This window comes from Janthinobacterium agaricidamnosum (assembly GCF_003667705.1).
Classification (GTDB): Bacteria; Pseudomonadota; Gammaproteobacteria; order Burkholderiales; family Burkholderiaceae_D; genus Janthinobacterium.
In genome coordinates this window covers 3,030,545-3,048,506 of the sequence record NZ_CP033019.1, presented here as the reverse complement: position 1 = coordinate 3,048,506, position 17,962 = coordinate 3,030,545, and the positions used below count along the sequence as shown (strand labels likewise).

The window sequence follows — 17,962 nt, the reverse complement described above, 5'->3', positions numbered from 1 at the left end:
AAATGCCATGTGCGCAAAGAAATTCGTCCCGTATGCCAATGAAAGCGATGTGCTGGAAATCGGCAGTCTGACCATCGAAAACCGCGTCGACCGCATCAGCATCAGCGGCGACATCGACCTGACCCTGGACAAGCCGGGCCTGGCGCTGGCGAAGCAGCTGCAAAAGCTGCTGGCCGACGTGGTGGCGCAGCTGGAAAAGCGGGAACTGCCGGACCAGCTGCCGCCGCCCGAGGTGACGTCGGTGGCCAATCCCTTCGAGTGAGTTGGCCATGGCCGGGCCGCTTTAGTATCGTCAGACCAGGCCCGGAAGCCGCTTGAGTTCGGCCAGCAGCAAATCCCAATGCCAGATTTGCTCTGGAATATGCAATGCGCCGCCCGACCCCGGGCGCAGCATAACTTCGGTTGCCACGCCATTTGCCATGAGCTCGCGTTGCGCCCACTGCATCACGCGACGCTGGCCCGTCAGCCAGCTGCGATGTTCAGGCGACAGCAGCGCCAGGGCGTGGGGCAAGCGACAAGCTAGGGTTTGCCGCAGGCGGACGACTGCTGCTTTGTCTGATCGCTCAAAGGCAGGTTCGAGCACGTAAGCTTGGCCGGCCGCGTCGCGGACGTCATATTTATCCTGCAGGTAGTGACTGACACGGTTTCCGCTCACAACGGTCTCGATCTTGCCTGACAGGACGTCAAGCAAGAATGCATTGACGCCGACGTAGCAATACTCGCTGCGGCCATGTACCACATATGCCTCTGAATTGGCACGGATGATCCAGTAGTCGCCGCGTTCGGACAGGACGCAACACTGGATCGCGTGCTTCATGTAGTGCGGCGACTGCGTGTCGCCTTCGCAGAACTGCAATATCATCGCTTGTGCAGCGTCAGCGCTGATCATCATTTCCGCGCACCCCGTGACCACTGCAGATAATGCAGGGCAATTGCGATGCAGCTCATGCCGATGGCCCAGTTCCGCAGTTGCCACAGCGATGGCCCAATTTGAACGGCGTACGGTGAGATATATTTATAGAAAAACATCTGCGCCAGGTACAGGGCGAATGCGATGGACAGGATGCTGGCCCTGGCCAGGCGTCCCGGTGTGTTGCCCACCCACTCCGCGATCAAAATGACCGGCAAGGCAATAAAGATCAGCTTGTCGCGATGCAGGCTTGCCGGATAGATCTCTGTAATGCCCAGTACAATCGCATTGAGGCACCAGTAAGCATAGACGGCAGCGATGATGTAGAGGTAGGCGCCGATGCGCCGCCGGCCGCCAGGGCTGGGGCGGGGCAGTTTCGCTGATGCAAAGTAGAGCCGGGCATCCTCACGGTACAGCAGGTAGAGGAAGGTCGCGAATGCCGGTACGGCGAACAGCAGTCGCAGGGCGAGGCTGCCCTGTGCCGGCGATTCGATGGCGATCATCACCCCTATGCCGATCATGCCCGCAATGACGTAGGCCATGCGCGCCCACCGCTGCGCGCGGAGCAGGCCAATCGCAATGAAAAAGTCGGCATAGCCAGATGCTTCAAGTAACTGCAGCGCACCGGACGCCGTGTGGCGGCCGAACAGCAGGAAATAAATGACCGCGCCGCCCGCGTTCATGAGTAACAGATAGGCAGTCACCGTGACGGCTGCAGGACGCGGGCGTCTCGCCTGGCTGCTGTCAGGCATGGTCGGCGGGAGCGTTTCTGCTCGTGGGGAATCTACTACTTCGGATGTCATGAGGAATATATGTGCTATGAATTTGCTACGGCAAAGTGAGCGGCAGGCGCCCGTGCGGAACGGAACCCCATCCGACGGTCTGCATCGGATGGGGTTGATGCTGCGCCGGCTTACTTCGCAAACGCCTGCGCCGCCGGCGTCACGGTGACGGCCTCCGGCTTGATGTTCAGCTGCATCGCGCCGATGACCTTGTCTTCATCGAGCAGGGCCTGCGGCTTGTTGCCGTCATACTTGATGGGAGAAAACGCGTCGCTGACGAGCTTTTCCTTCAAGCCGGCCGCATCCTTGGCGACGATCACCACGGACAGGTTCTTCGCCGACAAGTGCTGTTTGATGGCGCGGTTGACGTCTTGTACCGTCAGTTTCGACAAGCCGTCACGCATCAGCCTGGTGAACTCGGGCGTGCCATACCATTGCGAATCGAGCGCGTAACCGAGTTGCTGGTCCTGCGTCGAGGTCATGACGAAGACGTTCTTCATCAGGTAGTCGCGCGTGGTGGCGAAATCGTCCTGCGTCAGGCCGTTGTCGATGAGCTTGCCCAATTCCGTCAGCGCCACGCGCAGGGCGAAGTGGGCATTGTCCGGCGCCACGGGGCGGACCCAGATTTCGAACAGCTGCGCCTTGCGGCCCAGGTTCGGATTCGGGAAGAACTGATACATGCCGCGCGGGAAAGCTTCGATGTACGCGTAATCGCCGTAGTTCATGCCGCGGATTTCACGGATGCGCTGGTACAGATAGGAATTCGAGGCGCGGTGCTCGCCCAGCCACGTTTTCGCCAGCCACAGAGCGGGGAAGTCCGGGTGCGTGCGCGTCACCTCCAGCGGCAGGCCGAACGAGATGGCCGTGGCGCGCGTGTTTTTCTCGATGATTTCCACTTCCAGTCCCTGCGCCTTGCGGCCCGCGGGCTTGACGGTGGCCGGCAAGCCGGGGCCGGCCGGCAGGCTTGCCAGCGCCTGTGTCAGCGACGCCGTCATGGCCTCGGACACGTCGCCGGAAATGCCCACCTTCACGGCGCCCTGCACATACGCCGTCTGCCAGAACTGTTTCACGTCGTCCAGGGTGATGGCGTCGATGCCGGCGACCGTGCCCAGTACGGGATGGCCGTACGGCGTGCCCGCATACACATTGGTTTGCAGGCGTTCCTTGGCGAATTCCTCTTCGTTGTTGTCCTTCAGGTCCAGCAGCAGCGCGTTCTTTTGCGCATCCTTCAGGCGGCGGAAGTCGTCTTCGCGGAAACCGGGCGAGAGCAGCAGCGGCAGGGCGATGGCGTTGAACTGGGTCCAGTTATCCTTGTGGATGGAACCCGTAAACGTCGTCATTTCCTTGTCCGTCTGCTGGCTGAAACTGCCGGCGAGCGGGAACAGTGCCTGGTTGACTTCGTCGATCTTGCGCTCGGACGAGCCGCCCGACGCCACCATCGCGGCCGTCAGCGCGGCCAGGCCTTCCTTGCCTTGCGGATCTTGCGCGGAACCGGCCGTAAACAGCAGCTTGTAGCGGATTTGCGGCAGCGCGGACTTTTGCACCAGCACGTCGAACTTCGCGTTCGAGGCGGCCGGCAGCAGGCTGGCCAGCTTTGGCGTGGTGGCGATGGCGGCTGCCATCGGCTGGTGCGACAGGGTGGTCACCACCAGGCCGTCATCCGTCAGGTATTTGCGCGCGGCCGCCTGCAGGTCGGCCGGCGTGAGCGTGTCGATCAGGCGGTAGTACTGGTTGATGGTGGCATACGAGCGGTCGAAATGCACGAACGAGGCCAGGGTGCCGGCGATCTGCTCCGTGTTGTCGAGCGAGCGGATCAAGCCGTATTTTTCGGCCGACTTGGCGTCCGCCAGGTCTTTTTCGCTCACCGGCGTGTCGCGCAGCTGCGCCACGGTGGCCAATATCGCGTCGCGCACGTAGACGGCGTCATCGATGTTTTTCACGCGCGCGCCCAGCACGGCCAGGGTCGGATCGACGCGGTCCGGCGTCATCTCGAACAACTGGTCGACCTTCTGTTCGTTCTGCACCAGGCGTTTATACAGCGGCGAGGTGCGGCCGAACGACAGCGACAGCAAGGTCGCCAGCGCCGCCTGGTCCTTGTCCTTGACGGAAAACGCGGGCGCGTGGAAGCCCACGGCTACCCACGGTAGGGTCGGCGTGGGCCAGGCCACGTGCTTGTAGACGGGGCCGCGCGGCGCGGGTTCGACGGGCACGGCCGCCTGCTGCTTGCCGCGCTGCCAGCCGCTCCAGTACTTTTCCACCAGCGCGATCGCCTGCTGCGGCTCCACGTCGCCGGCGATGATGATGGTGGTGCGCTCGGGTCGGTACCAGCGGTCGAAGAACAGTTTCGAGTACGCGTACTGGTTCGGCATGTCTTCGATGTCCTGGATAAAACCCATCGTCGTATGCTTGTAGGTATGCGTCGTGTAGGCGCTGTCGCGCATCACTTCGAACAGTTTCGAGACGGGATTGGCGCTGTTCTTGTTGTATTCGCCCAGCACGGCCCGCGATTCCGTCTTGAACGCGTCTTCCGCATAGTCGAGGTGCTGGAAGCGGTCCGCCTCCACTTTCAGCACGGTTTCCAGGTCCTGCTTGGCAAACGTCGTGTGGTAATTGGTCAGGTCGTCGCTCGTATAGGCGTTCTGGCGCGCGCCGGCGCGGGTAATGACTTCCTGGTATTTCTCGGGCGGATAGGCCTTGGTGCCGCGGAACATCATGTGCTCGAAGAAATGCGCGAAACCGGACTTGCCCGGTTCGACTTCATTGCGCGAACCCGTCTGTACGGGAATCTGCAGCGAGACCAGGTTCGGGAAGCCCGTCGGCACGATGATGATTTTCAAACCGTTGGCCAGGGTTTTTTCCGTGGCCTTGAACGGCAGCAAATCGGCCTTGGCGGCGGTGGCGCCGTGGGCGGCGGCCGGTTTGACGGGCGCCGCACCCAGGTTCGACGCGGCCATGGCCGACAGGGCCAGGGCGAAAACGGGTAATAAAGCGGGCATGATTCTTGACACGGGGGCTCCTTCTTTTTTGGATGTTATGAAAGTGCAACGCCGCAGCATAGAATATTCATGCCGCCGTGCATAGGGGCAAGGCGTTTTGGCATGAAGGGGGGCGTCAGGGCAGGCAAGGCGTGCCGCAGGGACCGGTGCTCAGGTCAGCGTCGTTTCCGGCAGGCTGATGCGGTTGCGGCCCAAGTGCTTGGCGCGGTACAGGGCGCAGTCGGCCGTGTGGATCAACTGCCCCAGTTCCGTGCCGGGACCGGGCAGGGCCGTGGCGGCGCCGATGCTGACGGTGACGCAGGCGCCGTCGGGACGCTTGCGCGGCAGCTGCAGCCGTTCCACGCGCTGGCGGATGCGTTCGGCCACGATGGCCGCGCCCTTGAGCGACTGGTTCGGCAGGATGACGGCAAATTCTTCGCCGCCGTAGCGGGCCACCAGGTCGTTCGTGCGCATTTCGCTGGCCACGGCGCCGGCCACCTTGCGCAGGCACAGGTCGCCGCCCTGGTGGCCGTGGCTGTCGTTATATTCCTTGAAATTGTCGACGTCGACCATCAGCAGCGACAGGGGCTGCTCCTGCCGCTGCGCGCGCTGCCACTCGGCCAGGATGGTGTCGTCAAAGCAACGCCGGTTGGCCAGCCCCGTCAAGCCATCGCGCGTGGCCAGGCGTTCCAGTTCCACCTGCGCGCGTTTTTCATCGGTCATGTCGCGCAGGGTTTCGACCACGGCGATCAGTTCACCGTGATTGCCATGGATGGGACTGGCATCGACGGCCAGGTAGCGCCGCCGCCCCGTGCGCGGCATGTCGCACCAGTTTTCCGCGCACAGGTTGCTGCCCGTGCCGCTGCGATATTGTTGCTGGGCATGCAGGGCGCGCATGTCGCCGCCGCGCCCGGACAGCAGCAGGTCGGCCAGGGTGGGGCGCTCGTCGTTGTAAAAGCAGCGGCCCGGCTCGCGCGCGCCCAGCACTTCGGACGCTGGCACGCCCGTCAGCTGCTCGCAGGCGCGGTTCCAGATCATCACCCTGCCATGCACATCGAGTACGAAGGTGGGCACGACCAGTAATTCCATCATCTTGACGGCGAAACCCTGGGCTTCACCATACGGTGATACGCTGGCATGTGCGTGGCTATCCGGCATGAAAGCATCCTTCTTGGGCGTGAGTGGGGGCTGGTTCGTTGGCCATGATGCAGCGTGGCGGGCCGAAGGTGTTGATATTGAGCAATATTTTCAGCGATGGGCCATCGCCTCGTCATGGCGGACCGGCAGCGGCAGCGACAGGCGCAAGGTGGTGCCGGCGCCGCTGCGGCTGTCGATGTGCAGGCTGCCGCCGGCGGCGGCCACGCGCTCATGCATGCCGGACAGGCCGCAACCGAGGCGCGGCGGCGAGCCCGGCAGCCCGATGCCGTCGTCGCGGATGCGGCATTCCACGGTGGCGCCCGCTTGCTGCAGGCACAGCCGGACATGCGTGGCGCGCGCGTGGCGGGCGATATTGGCCAGCGCTTCCTGCACCACGTGGTACAGCAAGGCGCCGTGCGCGCGGCCGGCGGCGGCATCGAGCCGGTAATCGCAGCGGCAATCGATGCCCGTGGTGCGCCGGAAGTCGGCCAGCAGCTCTTCGCATGCTGCTTGCAGCCCGGCGTCGAGGGCGGGCGGGCGCAAGTCATGGATGACGCAGCGCAGTGCAGCGATGCTGAGGTCGACATTGCGCACGATCACGGCCAGTTGCTGCGCCAGCTGGGGCGCCGTGCCATGCGTGCTGGTCTGCAGCATGGACAGGTCGATCTTCAAGGTCAGCAGATGCTGGCCCAGGTCGTCGTGGATGTCGCGCCCGATGCGCTGGCGCTCTTGTTCGCGCGCCTGCTGCTGCCCGCTGGCCAGGCGCTCCTGCTCGGCGTCCGCACGCAGCTGTTCCAGCGCCCGCTGGCGCAGCGCCAGGCGGTGCTGGCGCCACAGCATCAGCGCCAGCGCACCGCACAGGATGGCGCAGGCCAGCATCAGGGGCAAGGGCGTGCCGGTCTGCAGTATCGGGCCGGCGGCGTAACCGGCGTGCAGGGAAGCGAGTGCGCCGGCCGCCAGGCAAGCCAGAATGCTCAGGCGACACGGCGGGCGTAGCCAGCGTTGCATCATTTTCTCGCTCCCTAAATGTTTTCCAACAGGCAATGTTCTTACAGAAAATATATTAACCTTGGGTTATTTATATTGTCTAAACGCAAAAGCTGCGCAGTTTTGCCGGCCGCTGTGGCTTTCTTGCTGCCGGATGCCGCGGCGCCAGACAGCAGGCACGGCATTTGCACGGGAAGTGTCGCGGCGGCATATAATAGAGGGTTGTCAATCGGCTTCACGCCCCGGCCAGGTGTTTTGCGCCGGGCGCGCCCGCATCCATGCGCGATGTGCCGGCCAGCTCTTAGGAAATACAGTGACTTATAGCATCAAAGAGATTTTTTACACCCTGCAGGGCGAAGGTGCGCACGCGGGCCGTCCGGCCGTGTTTTGCCGCTTTTCCGGATGCAATCTGTGGACGGGCCGCGAAAGCGACCGCGCCACGGCCGTGTGCCAGTTCTGTGACACGGATTTCGTCGGCACCGATGGCGAACTGGGCGGCAAGTTCAAGACGCCCGAGGAGCTGGCCGCGCTGATCGACAGCCTGTGGCCGGCCAGCTACGCGCCGAGCAAATACGTGGTGTTTACGGGCGGCGAACCGCTGCTGCAGCTGGACACGGCCCTGATCGACGCCATGCACGCGGTGGGTTTTACCATCGCCATCGAAACCAACGGCACCTTGCCCGTGCCGGCCGGCGTGGACTGGATCTGCGTCAGCCCGAAGATGGGTTCGACACTGGTCGTCCACAAGGGCAATGAGATCAAGGTCGTCATCCCCCAGTTCCAGCAAGACCTGGCCGCCTACGAAGGGCTCGACTTCGAGAACTTCTTCGTGCAGGCGATGGACGGCCCCCTGGCCGCGCACAACATGAAGCTGGCCATCGAGACGTGCAAAAGCAACCCGAAGTGGAAGCTGAGCCTGCAAACCCATAAACTCCTGCAAATACCTTAATAAAACAATATGCTGACTATCACACGCAAGCTCGAATTCGACGCGGGCCACCGCATTCCCGACCACAAAAGCCAGTGCCGCAACCTGCACGGCCACCGCTACACGGTGGAAATCACGCTGGTCGGCAAGGTCATCGAAGCGGAAGGCAATTCCGACAATGGCATGATCATGGATTTTTCCGATGTGAAAACCCTGGCCAAGCAGCACCTGGTCGATGTGTGGGACCACGCCTTCCTCGTCTACGAGAAAGACACGGCCGTGCGCGATTTCCTGGCCAGCCTGCCCGACCATAAAACCGTCGTCATCGACCGCATCCCGACCGTGGAAAACCTGGCGCGCATCGCCTTCGAGATCCTGAAAGCGGCGTTCACCGACCATTTCGGCACGGGCTTGCACCTGCATAAGCTGGTGCTGCATGAAACGCCAAATTGCTGGGCAGAAGTGACCGATGACTGAAATGCACGCTGGCGCGCAGGACGCGCGCTACATGCAGCTGGCCCTGGAGCAGGCCCAGCACGCGTGGGACCTGGGCGAAGTGCCCGTCGGCGCCGTCGTTGTCAAGGACGGGGAAGTCATCGCCGTCGGCTACAACCAGCCCATCGGCCGCCACGACCCCACGGCGCACGCGGAAGTGATGGCCTTGCGCGCCGCCGCCGAAAAGCTGGGCAACTACCGCTTGCCCGGCTGCGAGCTGTACGTGACCCTGGAGCCGTGCGTGATGTGCTCGGGCGCCATGCTGCATGCCCGGCTGGCGCGCGTGGTGTACGGTGCGGGCGACCCGAAGACGGGCGCCTGCGGCTCCGTGCTGAACCTGTTCGAGCAGCCCGCGCTGAACCACCAGACGGCCATCGCAGGCGGGGTGCTGGCCGACGAGTGCGGCGCCTTCCTCAAGCGTTTCTTTGCCGAGCGCCGCCGTTCGCAGGCGGAAGCGCGCAAGCTGGCCAATCCGGCTACCTGACGCCGGGCAGGGCAGGGCCGCCATGGCTTTGCCAGAATGTCAGCCATGCCTTGTCAGTCATCCCTTGCCAGCCATCCGGCTGGCTTTTTTACAATTGTTGCGAAATAACATCTGTCTAGACCAATTGCCATTCTCAAATGAGAATGATTCGTGTTACAGTATTGTTTTCGCCAGCAAACTTTCCTTATGCATCGTTAACACTTTCGTTATCGATCCGGGTTCAAGAGCCAGCCTCCACTCTTAAACCGGACCATCATGACTACTGTGCTTCCGCAGCGCACCGCTGCACCCGTCGTATTCTCAGCTCATCTGCCTGCCCGCCGCCATAACCTGGTGCTGCGCGCCGCCTTGCTGGGCCTGTTCGCGGCGCCGATGCTGCCTGCTCTCGCGCAGACGGCCGCCATCAATGCGGGCACGGCCGCTCAGGAGCCGGCCAAGTTGCCTGTCTTCCCGGAAATCGTCGTCAACGCCAAGCAGGACTATGAGCGCCGCGCCGGCACCAAGACGGTCGTCACGGCGGACGACCTGGAGCGCCGCAATGTCACCGAGATGGGCGGCATCGTGCGCTATTTGCCCTTGATCAGTGCTCCGGCGGCGGCCTCCGGCAGCGGCAGCGTGTGGGACGGCTCTGGCAATACCGGTTACAACATCCGCGGCCTGGAAGGCAACCGGGTCAGCCTGGAACTCGACGGCATCTCGCTGCCCGACGCGGCGCCCAAGCCGGACGGCAACACCCTCAACGCTTTCGCCACGGGCCGTGATTATTTTGATCCGGAAACCTTCCGCGAAGTGCGCATCGATTCGGGCACGACGGCCGCCAGCGGCGCCAATCCCGGCCTGGGCGGCGGCGTGGCCTTCATCACCAAGTCGCCCGAGGATTACCTGGGCGAAGGGCAAGACCATTACGTGGCCTATAAATACGGCCGCGCCACGGCCGACCGCAGCAATGCGCACACGCTGACGGGCGCCGCCAAGCTCGGCGCCAATCTGCAGGGCCTGGCCGTCTACGTGCACCGCGATGGCGAGCAGATGGACAGCCGCGGTACCACGCCCGTCAACCCGGACGACTGGCATTCGAACGCCTTGCTGTCCAAGCTCGTGTGGACCTTGCCTGGCGAACAGAAGCTGGACTTGACGGTCGACATGTTCGAGCGCAAGAACAAGCGCGACCTGCGCAGCAAGGTCAGCACGTATTATCCGACGGGCGTGCAGCAGGATTCCACCACCAAGCGCACGCGCGTGAGCCTGGGCCACGACGTGGTGCTCAAGGATTTCGCCCTGTTCGACCGCCTGACGTCGAAGGTCTATCTGCAGAACGCGAAAACCGAGGACAAGACGCAAGGCCTCTACACGTTCGGCAGTCCGGCCCGGCGCGCCATCGATACCAATTTCAAGAATGACAGCATCGGCCTGACGTCGGAAGCGTTCAAGCAGCTCAATGCGGACAACGCGCTGCTGTACGGCGTGCAGCTGGAACAGCTGAAAACGCGCCGTCCGTGGCGCGAAGACCGCGTCATCGTTGCCACGGGCCAGCATCAGGTCACCAACAAGAACCGCATGGCCGACATGGACACGAGCAAGCTGGCCCTGTATGTGCGCGACGATTTCAGTTTCAATCTGGCGGGCAAGAAAGCCGTGCTGACGCCGGGCTTGCGTGCCGACTACCGCAAGAACGAACCGAAAAACCTGCAAACCTATGCGATCGCCGTGCCGAACGCGGCCAAGGAAGTGCGCAAAGAGAGCGACACCTATTTCACGCCCAGCCTGAGCCTGTCCGTGGAAGTCTTGCCGCAGATGAACGCCTACGCCACCTTCACGCGCGGCACGCGCCTGCCGACGGCGGCCGAGCGCACGGGCACCTACGACTCGTTCAGCTATACGGGCACGGGGCAGGGCTATGCCGTGCTGGGCAATGCGAACTTGCGCAAGGAAACGAGCAAGGCGTATGAACTGGGCCTGAAGGGCGACGTCACCAGGGGCTTGAGCATGCACGCGTCCGTCTATCAGACGGAATACACGGACATGATCGACTACGTGATGCAAAAAGATGATCCGGTGAACTACCCGACCATCACGCGCGGCCTGTTCCGCCCGGAAAACATCGGCAATGCCCGCACCTGGGGCGCCGAGCTGACCCTGCGCGCCGAGCTGGGCGCCTGGGCGCCGGCCATGCAGGGCTACCACATGGACCTGGCCACGGGCGTGGCCAAGGGCCGCTCCTTCAATACCCAGACGGGCGAGAGCGGCGGCCTGAACTCGGTGGCGCCCGCCAAGTCGGCATTGACCTTCGGCTACGACCATGCGAACCAGCTGTTCGGCCTGGCGCTGACGGCCGTGCATGCGGGCGCCAAGCAGGCGCCGGAAAACCTGCTGATCGGCGATGCCGGCCCGCTGTTTACCGTGCCGTCGTACACCATCTTCGACCTGTCGACGTACTGGAACGTGCACAAGAACGCGAAGATCGTCGTCGGCGTGTACAACTTGACGGATCGCAAGTACTGGGACTACGCCGCCTCGCGCAGCCTGGCCGCCGGCACCACGGCCGCCAGCCGCGCCGAGATCGAGCGCTACGCCAAACCGGGCCGCAACGTCGCCGCCAGCCTCAGCGTCAATTTCTGATTTTTACCGGGGAGGGGCGCCTGCCCCTCTTATTTTCCATGTTTGATTGAATGGTCTCTCTATGAAGTTATCCAAACTCGTTCTATCCCTGCTAGGCAGCCTGCTGATTGCAAACGCATATGCGGCCCCAGCCACCCTGGCGGAACGCTGGTCCACCTTGCGCACGGAACAGCCGAAGCTGCAGATCCGCGACGCGGCGCGCGCGCTGGGCGTGTCGGAAGCGCAATTGCTGGCAACCAACATCGGCAAGGGCGTCACGCGCTTGCAGGCGGACGGCAACCAGCCGCGCGAAATCATGCGCGCCGCGCTGGACCTGGGCCTCGTGCAAGCGATCACGCGCAATGAAAACGGCGTCATCGAAACGACGGGCGTGGCCAGCAAGTTCAAGCAGGCGGGCGACAAGTCCGAGCAGGCCGACGCCAAGGACCCGGAAACGGAAGCGCGCCAGCGCAATATCGCGGGCGGCTACCTGGGCGGCCAGATCGACCTGCGTTTCCACTTTGAAAACTGGAAATACGCATTTGCCGTGGAACAGCCTGGCCGCGATGGCAAGCCGACGCGCAGCCTGCAATTTTTTGACGCCAACGGCACGGCCGTGCACAAAATCTACCTGCGCAACGAGCCTGGCGTGGCCGTCTACGATAAATTGGTGGCCACCTTCCGCGCGCCGCAGCAAAGCGCCGAACTGAACGTGCTGGCCGTGGCGCCGAAAGCGGCGGAAAAGCCGGACAGCGAAATCGACGTCAAGGAATTCCAGCTGGCCTGGAAAGACATGACGGACGTGCACCAGTTTGCGCAAATCATGCGCGAATTCCACCTGACGCGCGAACAGGCGCTGCGCCTGGCGCCGGCCGGCGTGGTCGAGCGCGTGACGCCGCAAGCACTGCGCACCCTGCTGGAAAACGCGGCCAAGGACAAGGTCGCCATCATGGTGTTCCTGGGCAATGAAGGCTTGACGCAGATCTACAGCGGCAAGATCGAAAAAACCATGGCGGCCGGCGGTTTCTTCAACGTGCTGGACCCGGACTTCAACCTGCACATCCGCGACACAGCCCTGCGCAGCGGCTGGGTCGTCAAGCGCGGCGGCGTCACGTCCGTCGAGTTCTTCGACAACGACGGCACGCAAGTGGTCTCCTTCTTCGGCGTGCGCGAGCGGGGCAAACCGCAGCCGCAAAGCTGGGTGGATCTGGCCGATAGTCTGCCAAAGGCAAAATAAGGTTTTTGCAAGTTGATGAGTATCAGCACGTGACAGAACCGCAGCGATACGCCGTAGCTGATGTCATGTGCGACCAGAGCAACACTTCAGTGTGGGTGCCGCGTGCCGGTCTCATGTCTGAAGCACAATAGTGGTATGCTGATTGCAAGGCCGCAGCGATCGTGTCTGCGTGCTGGTTCCTGAAGAGAGGCAATCATGGCAACCATCATGGCGAACGGCCTCAACATAGCTTATGAAAGCCACGGCAACCCGGATGATCCGTGCGTGCTGCTGGTCATGGGCCTGGGCATGCAACTGATCGCCTGGCCGGCGGACTTTGTCGAAGGCATCGTCGAACAAGGTTTTCGCGTCGTGCGTTTCGATAACCGCGACAGCGGCCTGTCGAGCAAGATGGCGCAGGCGGGCAAACCGTATCTGCCGCTGGCCTACGTGAAAAACCTGCTGGGCTGGCCCCTCAAAACTTCCTACACCCTCGATGACATGGCGGACGACGCGCTGGGCTTGCTGGCGGCTCTGCGCATTGCGCAGGCGCACGTGATCGGCGTGTCGATGGGCGGCATGATCGCGCAAGTGATGGCGGCGCGCGCGCCGTTGCAAGTGCTCAGCCTGACCTCCATCATGTCGAGCAGCGGCCGGCGCGGCTTGCCCGGCCCCACGCGGGCGGCACGCAATGCGCTGTTGCAACGCCCGAAACGCAATGCCAGCCGCGCCGAACTGATGGCCCATATGGCGGCCACCGTGCGCGTGATCGGCAGTCCCGCCTATCCGGTGTCGGAAAAGCTGCTGTACCAGCGCATCGAAGCGGCGTTGCAGCGGGGCAGTTGCCCGGAAGGCGTGGCGCGGCAAATGGTGGCCATTGCCGCCTCGGGCGAGCGCACGGCCTTGCTGCCCAGTATCAGCTGCCCGGCGCTGGTGATCCATGGCGCGGCCGATCCCCTGATCCCCGTCGCCTGCGGCATCGATACGGCGGCGCTGATTCCGGGCGCCACGCTCGAAGTGATCGAAGGCATGGGGCACGACATGCCGCCCCAGCTGATCGAGCGCCTGCTCGCCTTGATCGATGTGCATCTGCAAGGTAAGATGGCGCCCCAGATGCGCTCCCAGCCAGCCTAGGCGCGCCCACAACTTTTGAAGGCACGGGCATTTTGAAGACACCTGAAATTGGCATCGCCATCGTGGCGCCCGGCGGTTGCGCGCCCGATGACGCGGCCGTGGCGCGCGGCATCGCCCGCCTGCAGGCGCAAGGCGCCACCGTCCACAACTACTACGACCCCGCACACAGCTTCCAGCGCTTCGGCGGCACGGATGCGGGTCGCCTGGCGCAGCTCAACGCTGCAGCCGCCGACCCGGACGTGCAGGTGGTGATCGCCTTGCGCGGCAGCTACGGCATCAGCCGCATCCTGCCCGACATCGATTTCGACCGCATGGCCGCCAGCGGCAAGCTGTTCGTCGGCTACAGCGATTTTACTGCCTTCCACATGGGCTTGATGGCGAAAACGGGCCGCGCCAGCTTTGCCGGCCCCATGGTCTGCGACGATTTCATCCGTGACGAACCCGAGCAATTTACGCTCGATCAGCTGTGGTCGTGCCTGGAGGGACCCACGCACACGGTCACGGGCACGGCAGCTGGCAATCCGCAGGTTGATGTGGCGGGGAAATTGTGGGGCGGCAATCTGGCCATGCTGGTCCACCTGCTCGGCACGCCGTATTTCCCCGAGATCGACGGCGGCATTCTGTTCCTGGAAGACGTCAACGAGCACCCGTACCGGGTCGAGCGCATGCTGCTGCAATTGCTGCATGCGGGCGTGTTCGAACGCCAGCATGCGGTCGTGCTCGGTGACTTTTCCGCCTATAAGCTGAGTCCGATGGACAGGGGCTACGATTTCGACGTCATGCTGGCCTACGTGCGCGAGCGCCTGCCCGTGCCCGTGCTGACGGGGCTCGAATTCGGGCACGTCCGCCGGCGGGTCACCTTGCCGTTCGGCGGCCAGGCGCGGCTGCAATCGGACGCGTCCGGCTTCACCCTGCAGGTGGTTGATTACCCGACCCTGGCGCGCCCCTGAACTCCCTGAACGCTATTCACGCCAAACCCGGCAGGTTGCTGCAGCTCGACGTGCTGCGCGGCATCGCCGTGTTTGGCATCTTGCTGGTAAATATCTGGGGCTTTGCCTGGGGGACGCTGTCCTTGCGCTACGGCACCTTGCCGGCGCAGCCGCCCGTGCTGGACCAGCTCGTCATTTTCGGCGTGGCGGCGCTGGCGCAATTCAAGTTCTACCCCGTCTTCGCCTTCTTGTTCGGTGCCGGATTTGCCCTGCAAACACGTTCACTGAAACGCCAGCTGGGCAGCTGGGAAGCGGCGCAAGCGGCGTACCGGCGCCGTTTGCGCTGGCTGCTCGTGTTCGGCCTGCTGCACGGCTTTTGCATCTGGAGCGGCGACGTGCTGACCTCGTATGCTGTCGCCGGCATGCTGATTCTGCCGCTGGCAGCGGCCAAACTGAGCCGCATACGCAACCGCGCCTGGCTGGTGGCGGCCGGTTTTCTGCTCTTCATGTGTTTGCTCATTCCCGTGGGCCAGCAGGGCGGCGCGCCGGATACGGCGCAGGATTTGCAAAACTTCGCCGCCCGCTACGCCACCTACACGCAAGGCAGTGTGTGGGCCGTGGCCAGGCTGCGCGCCAACGATTTTCTCGTGTCCTTGCTGTACGCCGCCGTCATGCTGCCGCACATCATCGTGCTGTTCCTGCTGGGTATTTTGTCCGTGCGCTGCGGCTGGCTGACGCAGCCGCGGCGCCACGAGCGCCTGTGGCGCCGCGTGCGCGCCGTGGGGCTGGGCGTGGGCTTGCCATTCAACCTGCTGGCGGCGGGGGCCGTCGCGTGGCAGGTGGCCGATCCGTATCAAACCGTGTTTGATACGGCCCTGTTCGAAGTGGGCCTGTTTGCCGGCGGTCCCGTGCTGGCGGCCGGTTATGTGGCGGTGCTGATGCTGGCCGGTCCCTTCCTGCTGCGCTGGCTCGGTGCATGGCTGGCGCCCGTGGGCCGCATGGCGCTGAGTAATTATCTCTTGCAATCCTTGCTTGGCACCTGGCTGCTGCAGGGGCCGGGCCTGGGCTGGGGCGCCACGCTGCGTCCCATCGAGATGCTGGGCCTGGCCATAGTGATCATGGCGGGGCAGGTGCTGCTCAGCCACTATTGGTTGCGGCACTTCCGCCAGGGGCCGATGGAAGCGCTGTGGCGCCGGCTGGCGCGCTTGCCCGGCTGAGTTAGTCGGCGCCCCAGTCGAACGCGCCTTGCGGCGACGCCGGCGGTGGTGCCTTGGGTTTGGCGGACGGCACGAGCGGATTATCGACGGCATGCCACTCGAACAAGTCCACGTCGAGCATGCAGGTGCGCGCCAGGTGCAGCGCCTGCTCGGGCGTGAGCGCGGGGGCTAGCCAGCGGTGCGCGTCTTCCAGGCTGACGGCGACGGGGCGGCGGTCGTGGATATCGACCATGCCGCCCAGGCTGTCGGCCGTCACCAGCACGAAGCCCGCTTCCTCGCGGTTGAATTTGTACGGCCCGAACTGGGCCAGCGCCAGCAGGAACAGGCGCGCGCGGTCCTTGCGGTGGATGTGCCACGGCTGCTTGCGGCCTTTCTCTCCCGTCCATTCATACCAGCCATCGACGCAGACGATGCCGCGCCCCGCGCGCAGCAAGGGTTTCCAGTAGGCGCTTGCCAATTTTTCCAGCCGGGCATTGATGGCGATGGGGATTTTTTTCTTGCCGGGGACGGGCACGGCTTGGGCGGCCCAGGCAGGGCGGTAGCCCCAGAAGACATCGTCGACCCGGTGCACACCATCCTGGATATGCAGCACGGGCCGGTACGTGCCGGGCGACACGTTCAGGTGCGGCTCGGCCTCGCTGTCGAACACCGCGTCGGTCCAGCCGAACGATGACGCCAGCACGCGCGCCGTGTCATTTTGATCGAATCGTCCACACATGCCGAAATCATACCCGATCGCCTGTTGGCGCGAGCGCGGCGTGCGTCCTTTTCGTGAGTGTGATCAAACGTACAGACTGCTGGCAGCATGTGGCGCACAGTGGGATCCAGTCAGATCCCTGACGCTTTTTTTGCATCGGAGGAATTATGTCTTTTGAAAACCCCACCATCCACAAAGGCTTTATCATCAGCGCCACGGCCAGCCAGCGCCGCGATGGCCGCTGGGTCGGTTCGTACATCAGCCAGAACCAGGCGTGCGGCGCATATGCGGACACCTGCGATTACGACGATTGCAGCAATGAAAAAGAGGCGCAGCAAGTGGCCTTGTCGGTAGGCTGGCGCCTGGCCGATGGAGTGCCTGCACGCTGAAACGGCCTTAGCGCTTGCCTCGCAGGGCCAGCAGCAAGCCTGCGAGCGGCAGCAGCAGCGCGGCGCCCAGCCGTACGGAGGTCAGCGACGCGGCCTCCACGCCCAGCACATGGGGCAAAGCCAGCAGCAACAGGGGCGCGGGCACGGCGATCGCGAAGAAAAACAGGTACCACGAGTAGCCATTCTTCTTGGCCAGCAAGGCGATCAGCGCGCAGCCGACCAGGAAGACGAGCGGTACATTCACAAATTCCATGGTGTTGATTTTTCATCCGGGAAAGCGCGTCATTATACGCGCCACCCTGGATGGCCGGATGCGCTTGCCGGCGTCAGTTGCCGACGAAATCCGGCGGCTGCGGCGCCTGTTTTCCGGCCAGCGGCCCGTCGGCCGGCAGCAGCGCCTTGATGGCGCCGTTATAGATGAGTTCCTGGGCATACGCCGATGCCTCGATCAAGGCCGCATGCACGGACTTGAAACTGCTCGGCGTTTCTATCAGCACGGGCTTGGCGTACACCTGCAGGGTATCGCCGCGCTTGCTGATCAAAATCATGCCCCGGTAGCGCCCATCCTTCTCCAGCGCCCCCGCCACATGAAATTCATAGCCCCGGATCTGGTGTTTTTGTTGCTGATCCATGTTTGCCGCCTCCAGACCTGATTGTCATGGGCCAGACCATGCCACGCGTATCGAACAGCAGAGTGTTTGATCTCGATCAATACCCCATTTCTTGAGCACGATCCAACGCACGTCACGACGGCTGGCAAAATCGAAGCGAGCGGCGGCGATTTGTGGCTAAGAAGCGCAACCGTACATAAGTACGGTGAGCATCGCAGGCCGCAAAGCGTCCCGCGCAGCCGATTCTGCCAGCCGTCATCACCCAGCGCGAATGGCGCGGATCTGTTGGGCTGTTTCCTCGATCTCGCGATACGCTTCCTGAATATAGCCATGGATCGGGTGCCCATCCATCCACTCGAAATACGCGCGCTCATCGTGTTTGATGGTAAAAGGGACGTGGTGGTCGCGTATCGATTCGGCCGTTTCGCGCACCAGCGCGGCAAAAAGCAGCTCAATAGTTTCCATGATGGTCA

General features: G+C 63.4%; 19 protein-coding genes. 10 read left to right on the top strand and 9 right to left on the bottom strand.

Translation table 11 applies throughout. The features are described from left to right. Positions 1-7: 7 nt before the first annotated feature. Positions 8-262, top strand: a complete 255-nt coding sequence (locus D9M09_RS13690; RefSeq protein WP_121669572.1) for a hypothetical protein — start codon at positions 8-10, stop codon at positions 260-262. A gap of 30 nt (positions 263-292) precedes the next feature. On the opposite strand, the gene D9M09_RS13685 is transcribed toward D9M09_RS13690, so the two are convergent. From D9M09_RS13685 to D9M09_RS13665, 5 genes are all read right to left on the bottom strand, one after another. Beyond that, a complete protein-coding gene (locus D9M09_RS13685; RefSeq protein ID WP_162995673.1) occupies positions 293-892 on the bottom strand; it encodes a hypothetical protein in 600 nt (199 codons plus the stop codon). After that, complete coding sequence (locus tag D9M09_RS13680; protein WP_162995672.1) at positions 889-1,662, bottom strand: hypothetical protein; 774 nt, start codon at positions 1,660-1,662, stop codon at positions 889-891. Before D9M09_RS13680 ends, D9M09_RS13685 begins: the two co-directional genes overlap by 4 nt. 161 nt (positions 1,663-1,823) lie before the next feature. After that, entirely contained in the window at positions 1,824-4,700 is a 2,877-nt protein-coding gene (locus D9M09_RS13675) for a M16 family metallopeptidase (RefSeq protein WP_240453639.1), read from the bottom strand. Between the two features lie 138 nt (positions 4,701-4,838). After that, the gene (locus D9M09_RS13670) at positions 4,839-5,825 is read right to left on the bottom strand and encodes a sensor domain-containing diguanylate cyclase (protein ID WP_070218408.1); all 987 of its coding nucleotides are present in this window, start codon (positions 5,823-5,825) and stop codon (positions 4,839-4,841) included. A gap of 90 nt (positions 5,826-5,915) precedes the next feature. Next, a complete protein-coding gene (locus D9M09_RS13665; RefSeq protein ID WP_121669568.1) occupies positions 5,916-6,815 on the bottom strand; it encodes a sensor histidine kinase in 900 nt (299 codons plus the stop codon). A gap of 289 nt (positions 6,816-7,104) precedes the next feature. On the opposite strand from D9M09_RS13665, the gene queE reads away from it, so the two are divergent. The 8 genes from queE (at position 7,105) to D9M09_RS13625 (ending at position 15,792) form a co-directional block, all read left to right on the top strand. After that, positions 7,105-7,740 (top strand): 7-carboxy-7-deazaguanine synthase, encoded by a 636-nt coding sequence (queE, locus tag D9M09_RS13660; RefSeq protein ID WP_070218406.1) that lies wholly within the window; start codon positions 7,105-7,107, stop codon positions 7,738-7,740. Positions 7,741-7,749: 9 nt separating this feature from the next. After that, positions 7,750-8,196: a 6-carboxytetrahydropterin synthase QueD gene (queD, locus tag D9M09_RS13655; protein WP_035819191.1), complete on the top strand. Its 447-nt coding sequence runs from the start codon at positions 7,750-7,752 to the stop codon at positions 8,194-8,196. Beyond that, positions 8,189-8,698 (top strand): tRNA adenosine(34) deaminase TadA, encoded by a 510-nt coding sequence (tadA, locus tag D9M09_RS13650; RefSeq protein ID WP_121669567.1) that lies wholly within the window; start codon positions 8,189-8,191, stop codon positions 8,696-8,698. The genes queD and tadA overlap by 8 nt, the downstream gene beginning before the upstream one ends. 255 nt (positions 8,699-8,953) lie before the next feature. After that, positions 8,954-11,317, top strand: a complete 2,364-nt coding sequence (locus tag D9M09_RS13645) for a TonB-dependent hemoglobin/transferrin/lactoferrin family receptor (RefSeq protein ID WP_121669566.1) — start codon at positions 8,954-8,956, stop codon at positions 11,315-11,317. Between the two features lie 61 nt (positions 11,318-11,378). Then, the gene (locus tag D9M09_RS13640) at positions 11,379-12,533 is read left to right on the top strand and encodes a hemin-degrading factor (protein WP_070292284.1); all 1,155 of its coding nucleotides are present in this window, start codon (positions 11,379-11,381) and stop codon (positions 12,531-12,533) included. 195 nt (positions 12,534-12,728) lie between these two features. Then, on the top strand, positions 12,729-13,646 hold the full coding sequence (locus D9M09_RS13635; protein ID WP_070218402.1) for an alpha/beta fold hydrolase: 918 nt from the start codon (positions 12,729-12,731) through the stop codon (positions 13,644-13,646). Positions 13,647-13,678: 32 nt separating this feature from the next. Then, positions 13,679-14,596, top strand: a complete 918-nt coding sequence (gene ldcA, locus D9M09_RS13630) for a muramoyltetrapeptide carboxypeptidase (RefSeq protein ID WP_121669565.1) — start codon at positions 13,679-13,681, stop codon at positions 14,594-14,596. A 35-nt stretch (positions 14,597-14,631) separates the two neighbouring features. Beyond that, the gene (locus D9M09_RS13625; RefSeq protein WP_240453638.1) at positions 14,632-15,792 is read left to right on the top strand and encodes a DUF418 domain-containing protein; all 1,161 of its coding nucleotides are present in this window, start codon (positions 14,632-14,634) and stop codon (positions 15,790-15,792) included. Position 15,793: 1 nt separating this feature from the next. Here the strand turns inward: D9M09_RS13625 and D9M09_RS13620 are convergent, their stop codons facing one another. Then, positions 15,794-16,510, bottom strand: a complete 717-nt coding sequence (locus tag D9M09_RS13620; protein ID WP_121669563.1) for an SOS response-associated peptidase — start codon at positions 16,508-16,510, stop codon at positions 15,794-15,796. Between the two features lie 146 nt (positions 16,511-16,656). Between D9M09_RS13620 and D9M09_RS13615 the strand changes: the two genes are divergently transcribed. Continuing rightward, on the top strand, positions 16,657-16,878 hold the full coding sequence (locus D9M09_RS13615; protein ID WP_070310581.1) for a hypothetical protein: 222 nt from the start codon (positions 16,657-16,659) through the stop codon (positions 16,876-16,878). A gap of 7 nt (positions 16,879-16,885) precedes the next feature. Here D9M09_RS13615 and D9M09_RS13610 read toward each other — a convergent pair whose 3' ends face one another. The 3 genes from D9M09_RS13610 to D9M09_RS13600 all read right to left on the bottom strand — a co-directional run bounded on the left by D9M09_RS13610 (position 16,886) and on the right by D9M09_RS13600 (position 17,954). Then, positions 16,886-17,131 carry a hypothetical protein gene (locus tag D9M09_RS13610; protein WP_121669562.1) on the bottom strand — a complete coding sequence of 82 codons (246 nt, stop codon included), beginning with the start codon at positions 17,129-17,131 and terminating at the stop codon, positions 16,886-16,888. Between the two features lie 73 nt (positions 17,132-17,204). After that, positions 17,205-17,510: a hypothetical protein gene (locus D9M09_RS13605; RefSeq protein ID WP_070218397.1), complete on the bottom strand. Its 306-nt coding sequence runs from the start codon at positions 17,508-17,510 to the stop codon at positions 17,205-17,207. Positions 17,511-17,747: 237 nt separating this feature from the next. Further along, positions 17,748-17,954 carry a hypothetical protein gene (locus D9M09_RS13600; RefSeq protein ID WP_162995671.1) on the bottom strand — a complete coding sequence of 69 codons (207 nt, stop codon included), beginning with the start codon at positions 17,952-17,954 and terminating at the stop codon, positions 17,748-17,750. Positions 17,955-17,962: the final 8 nt, after the last annotated feature.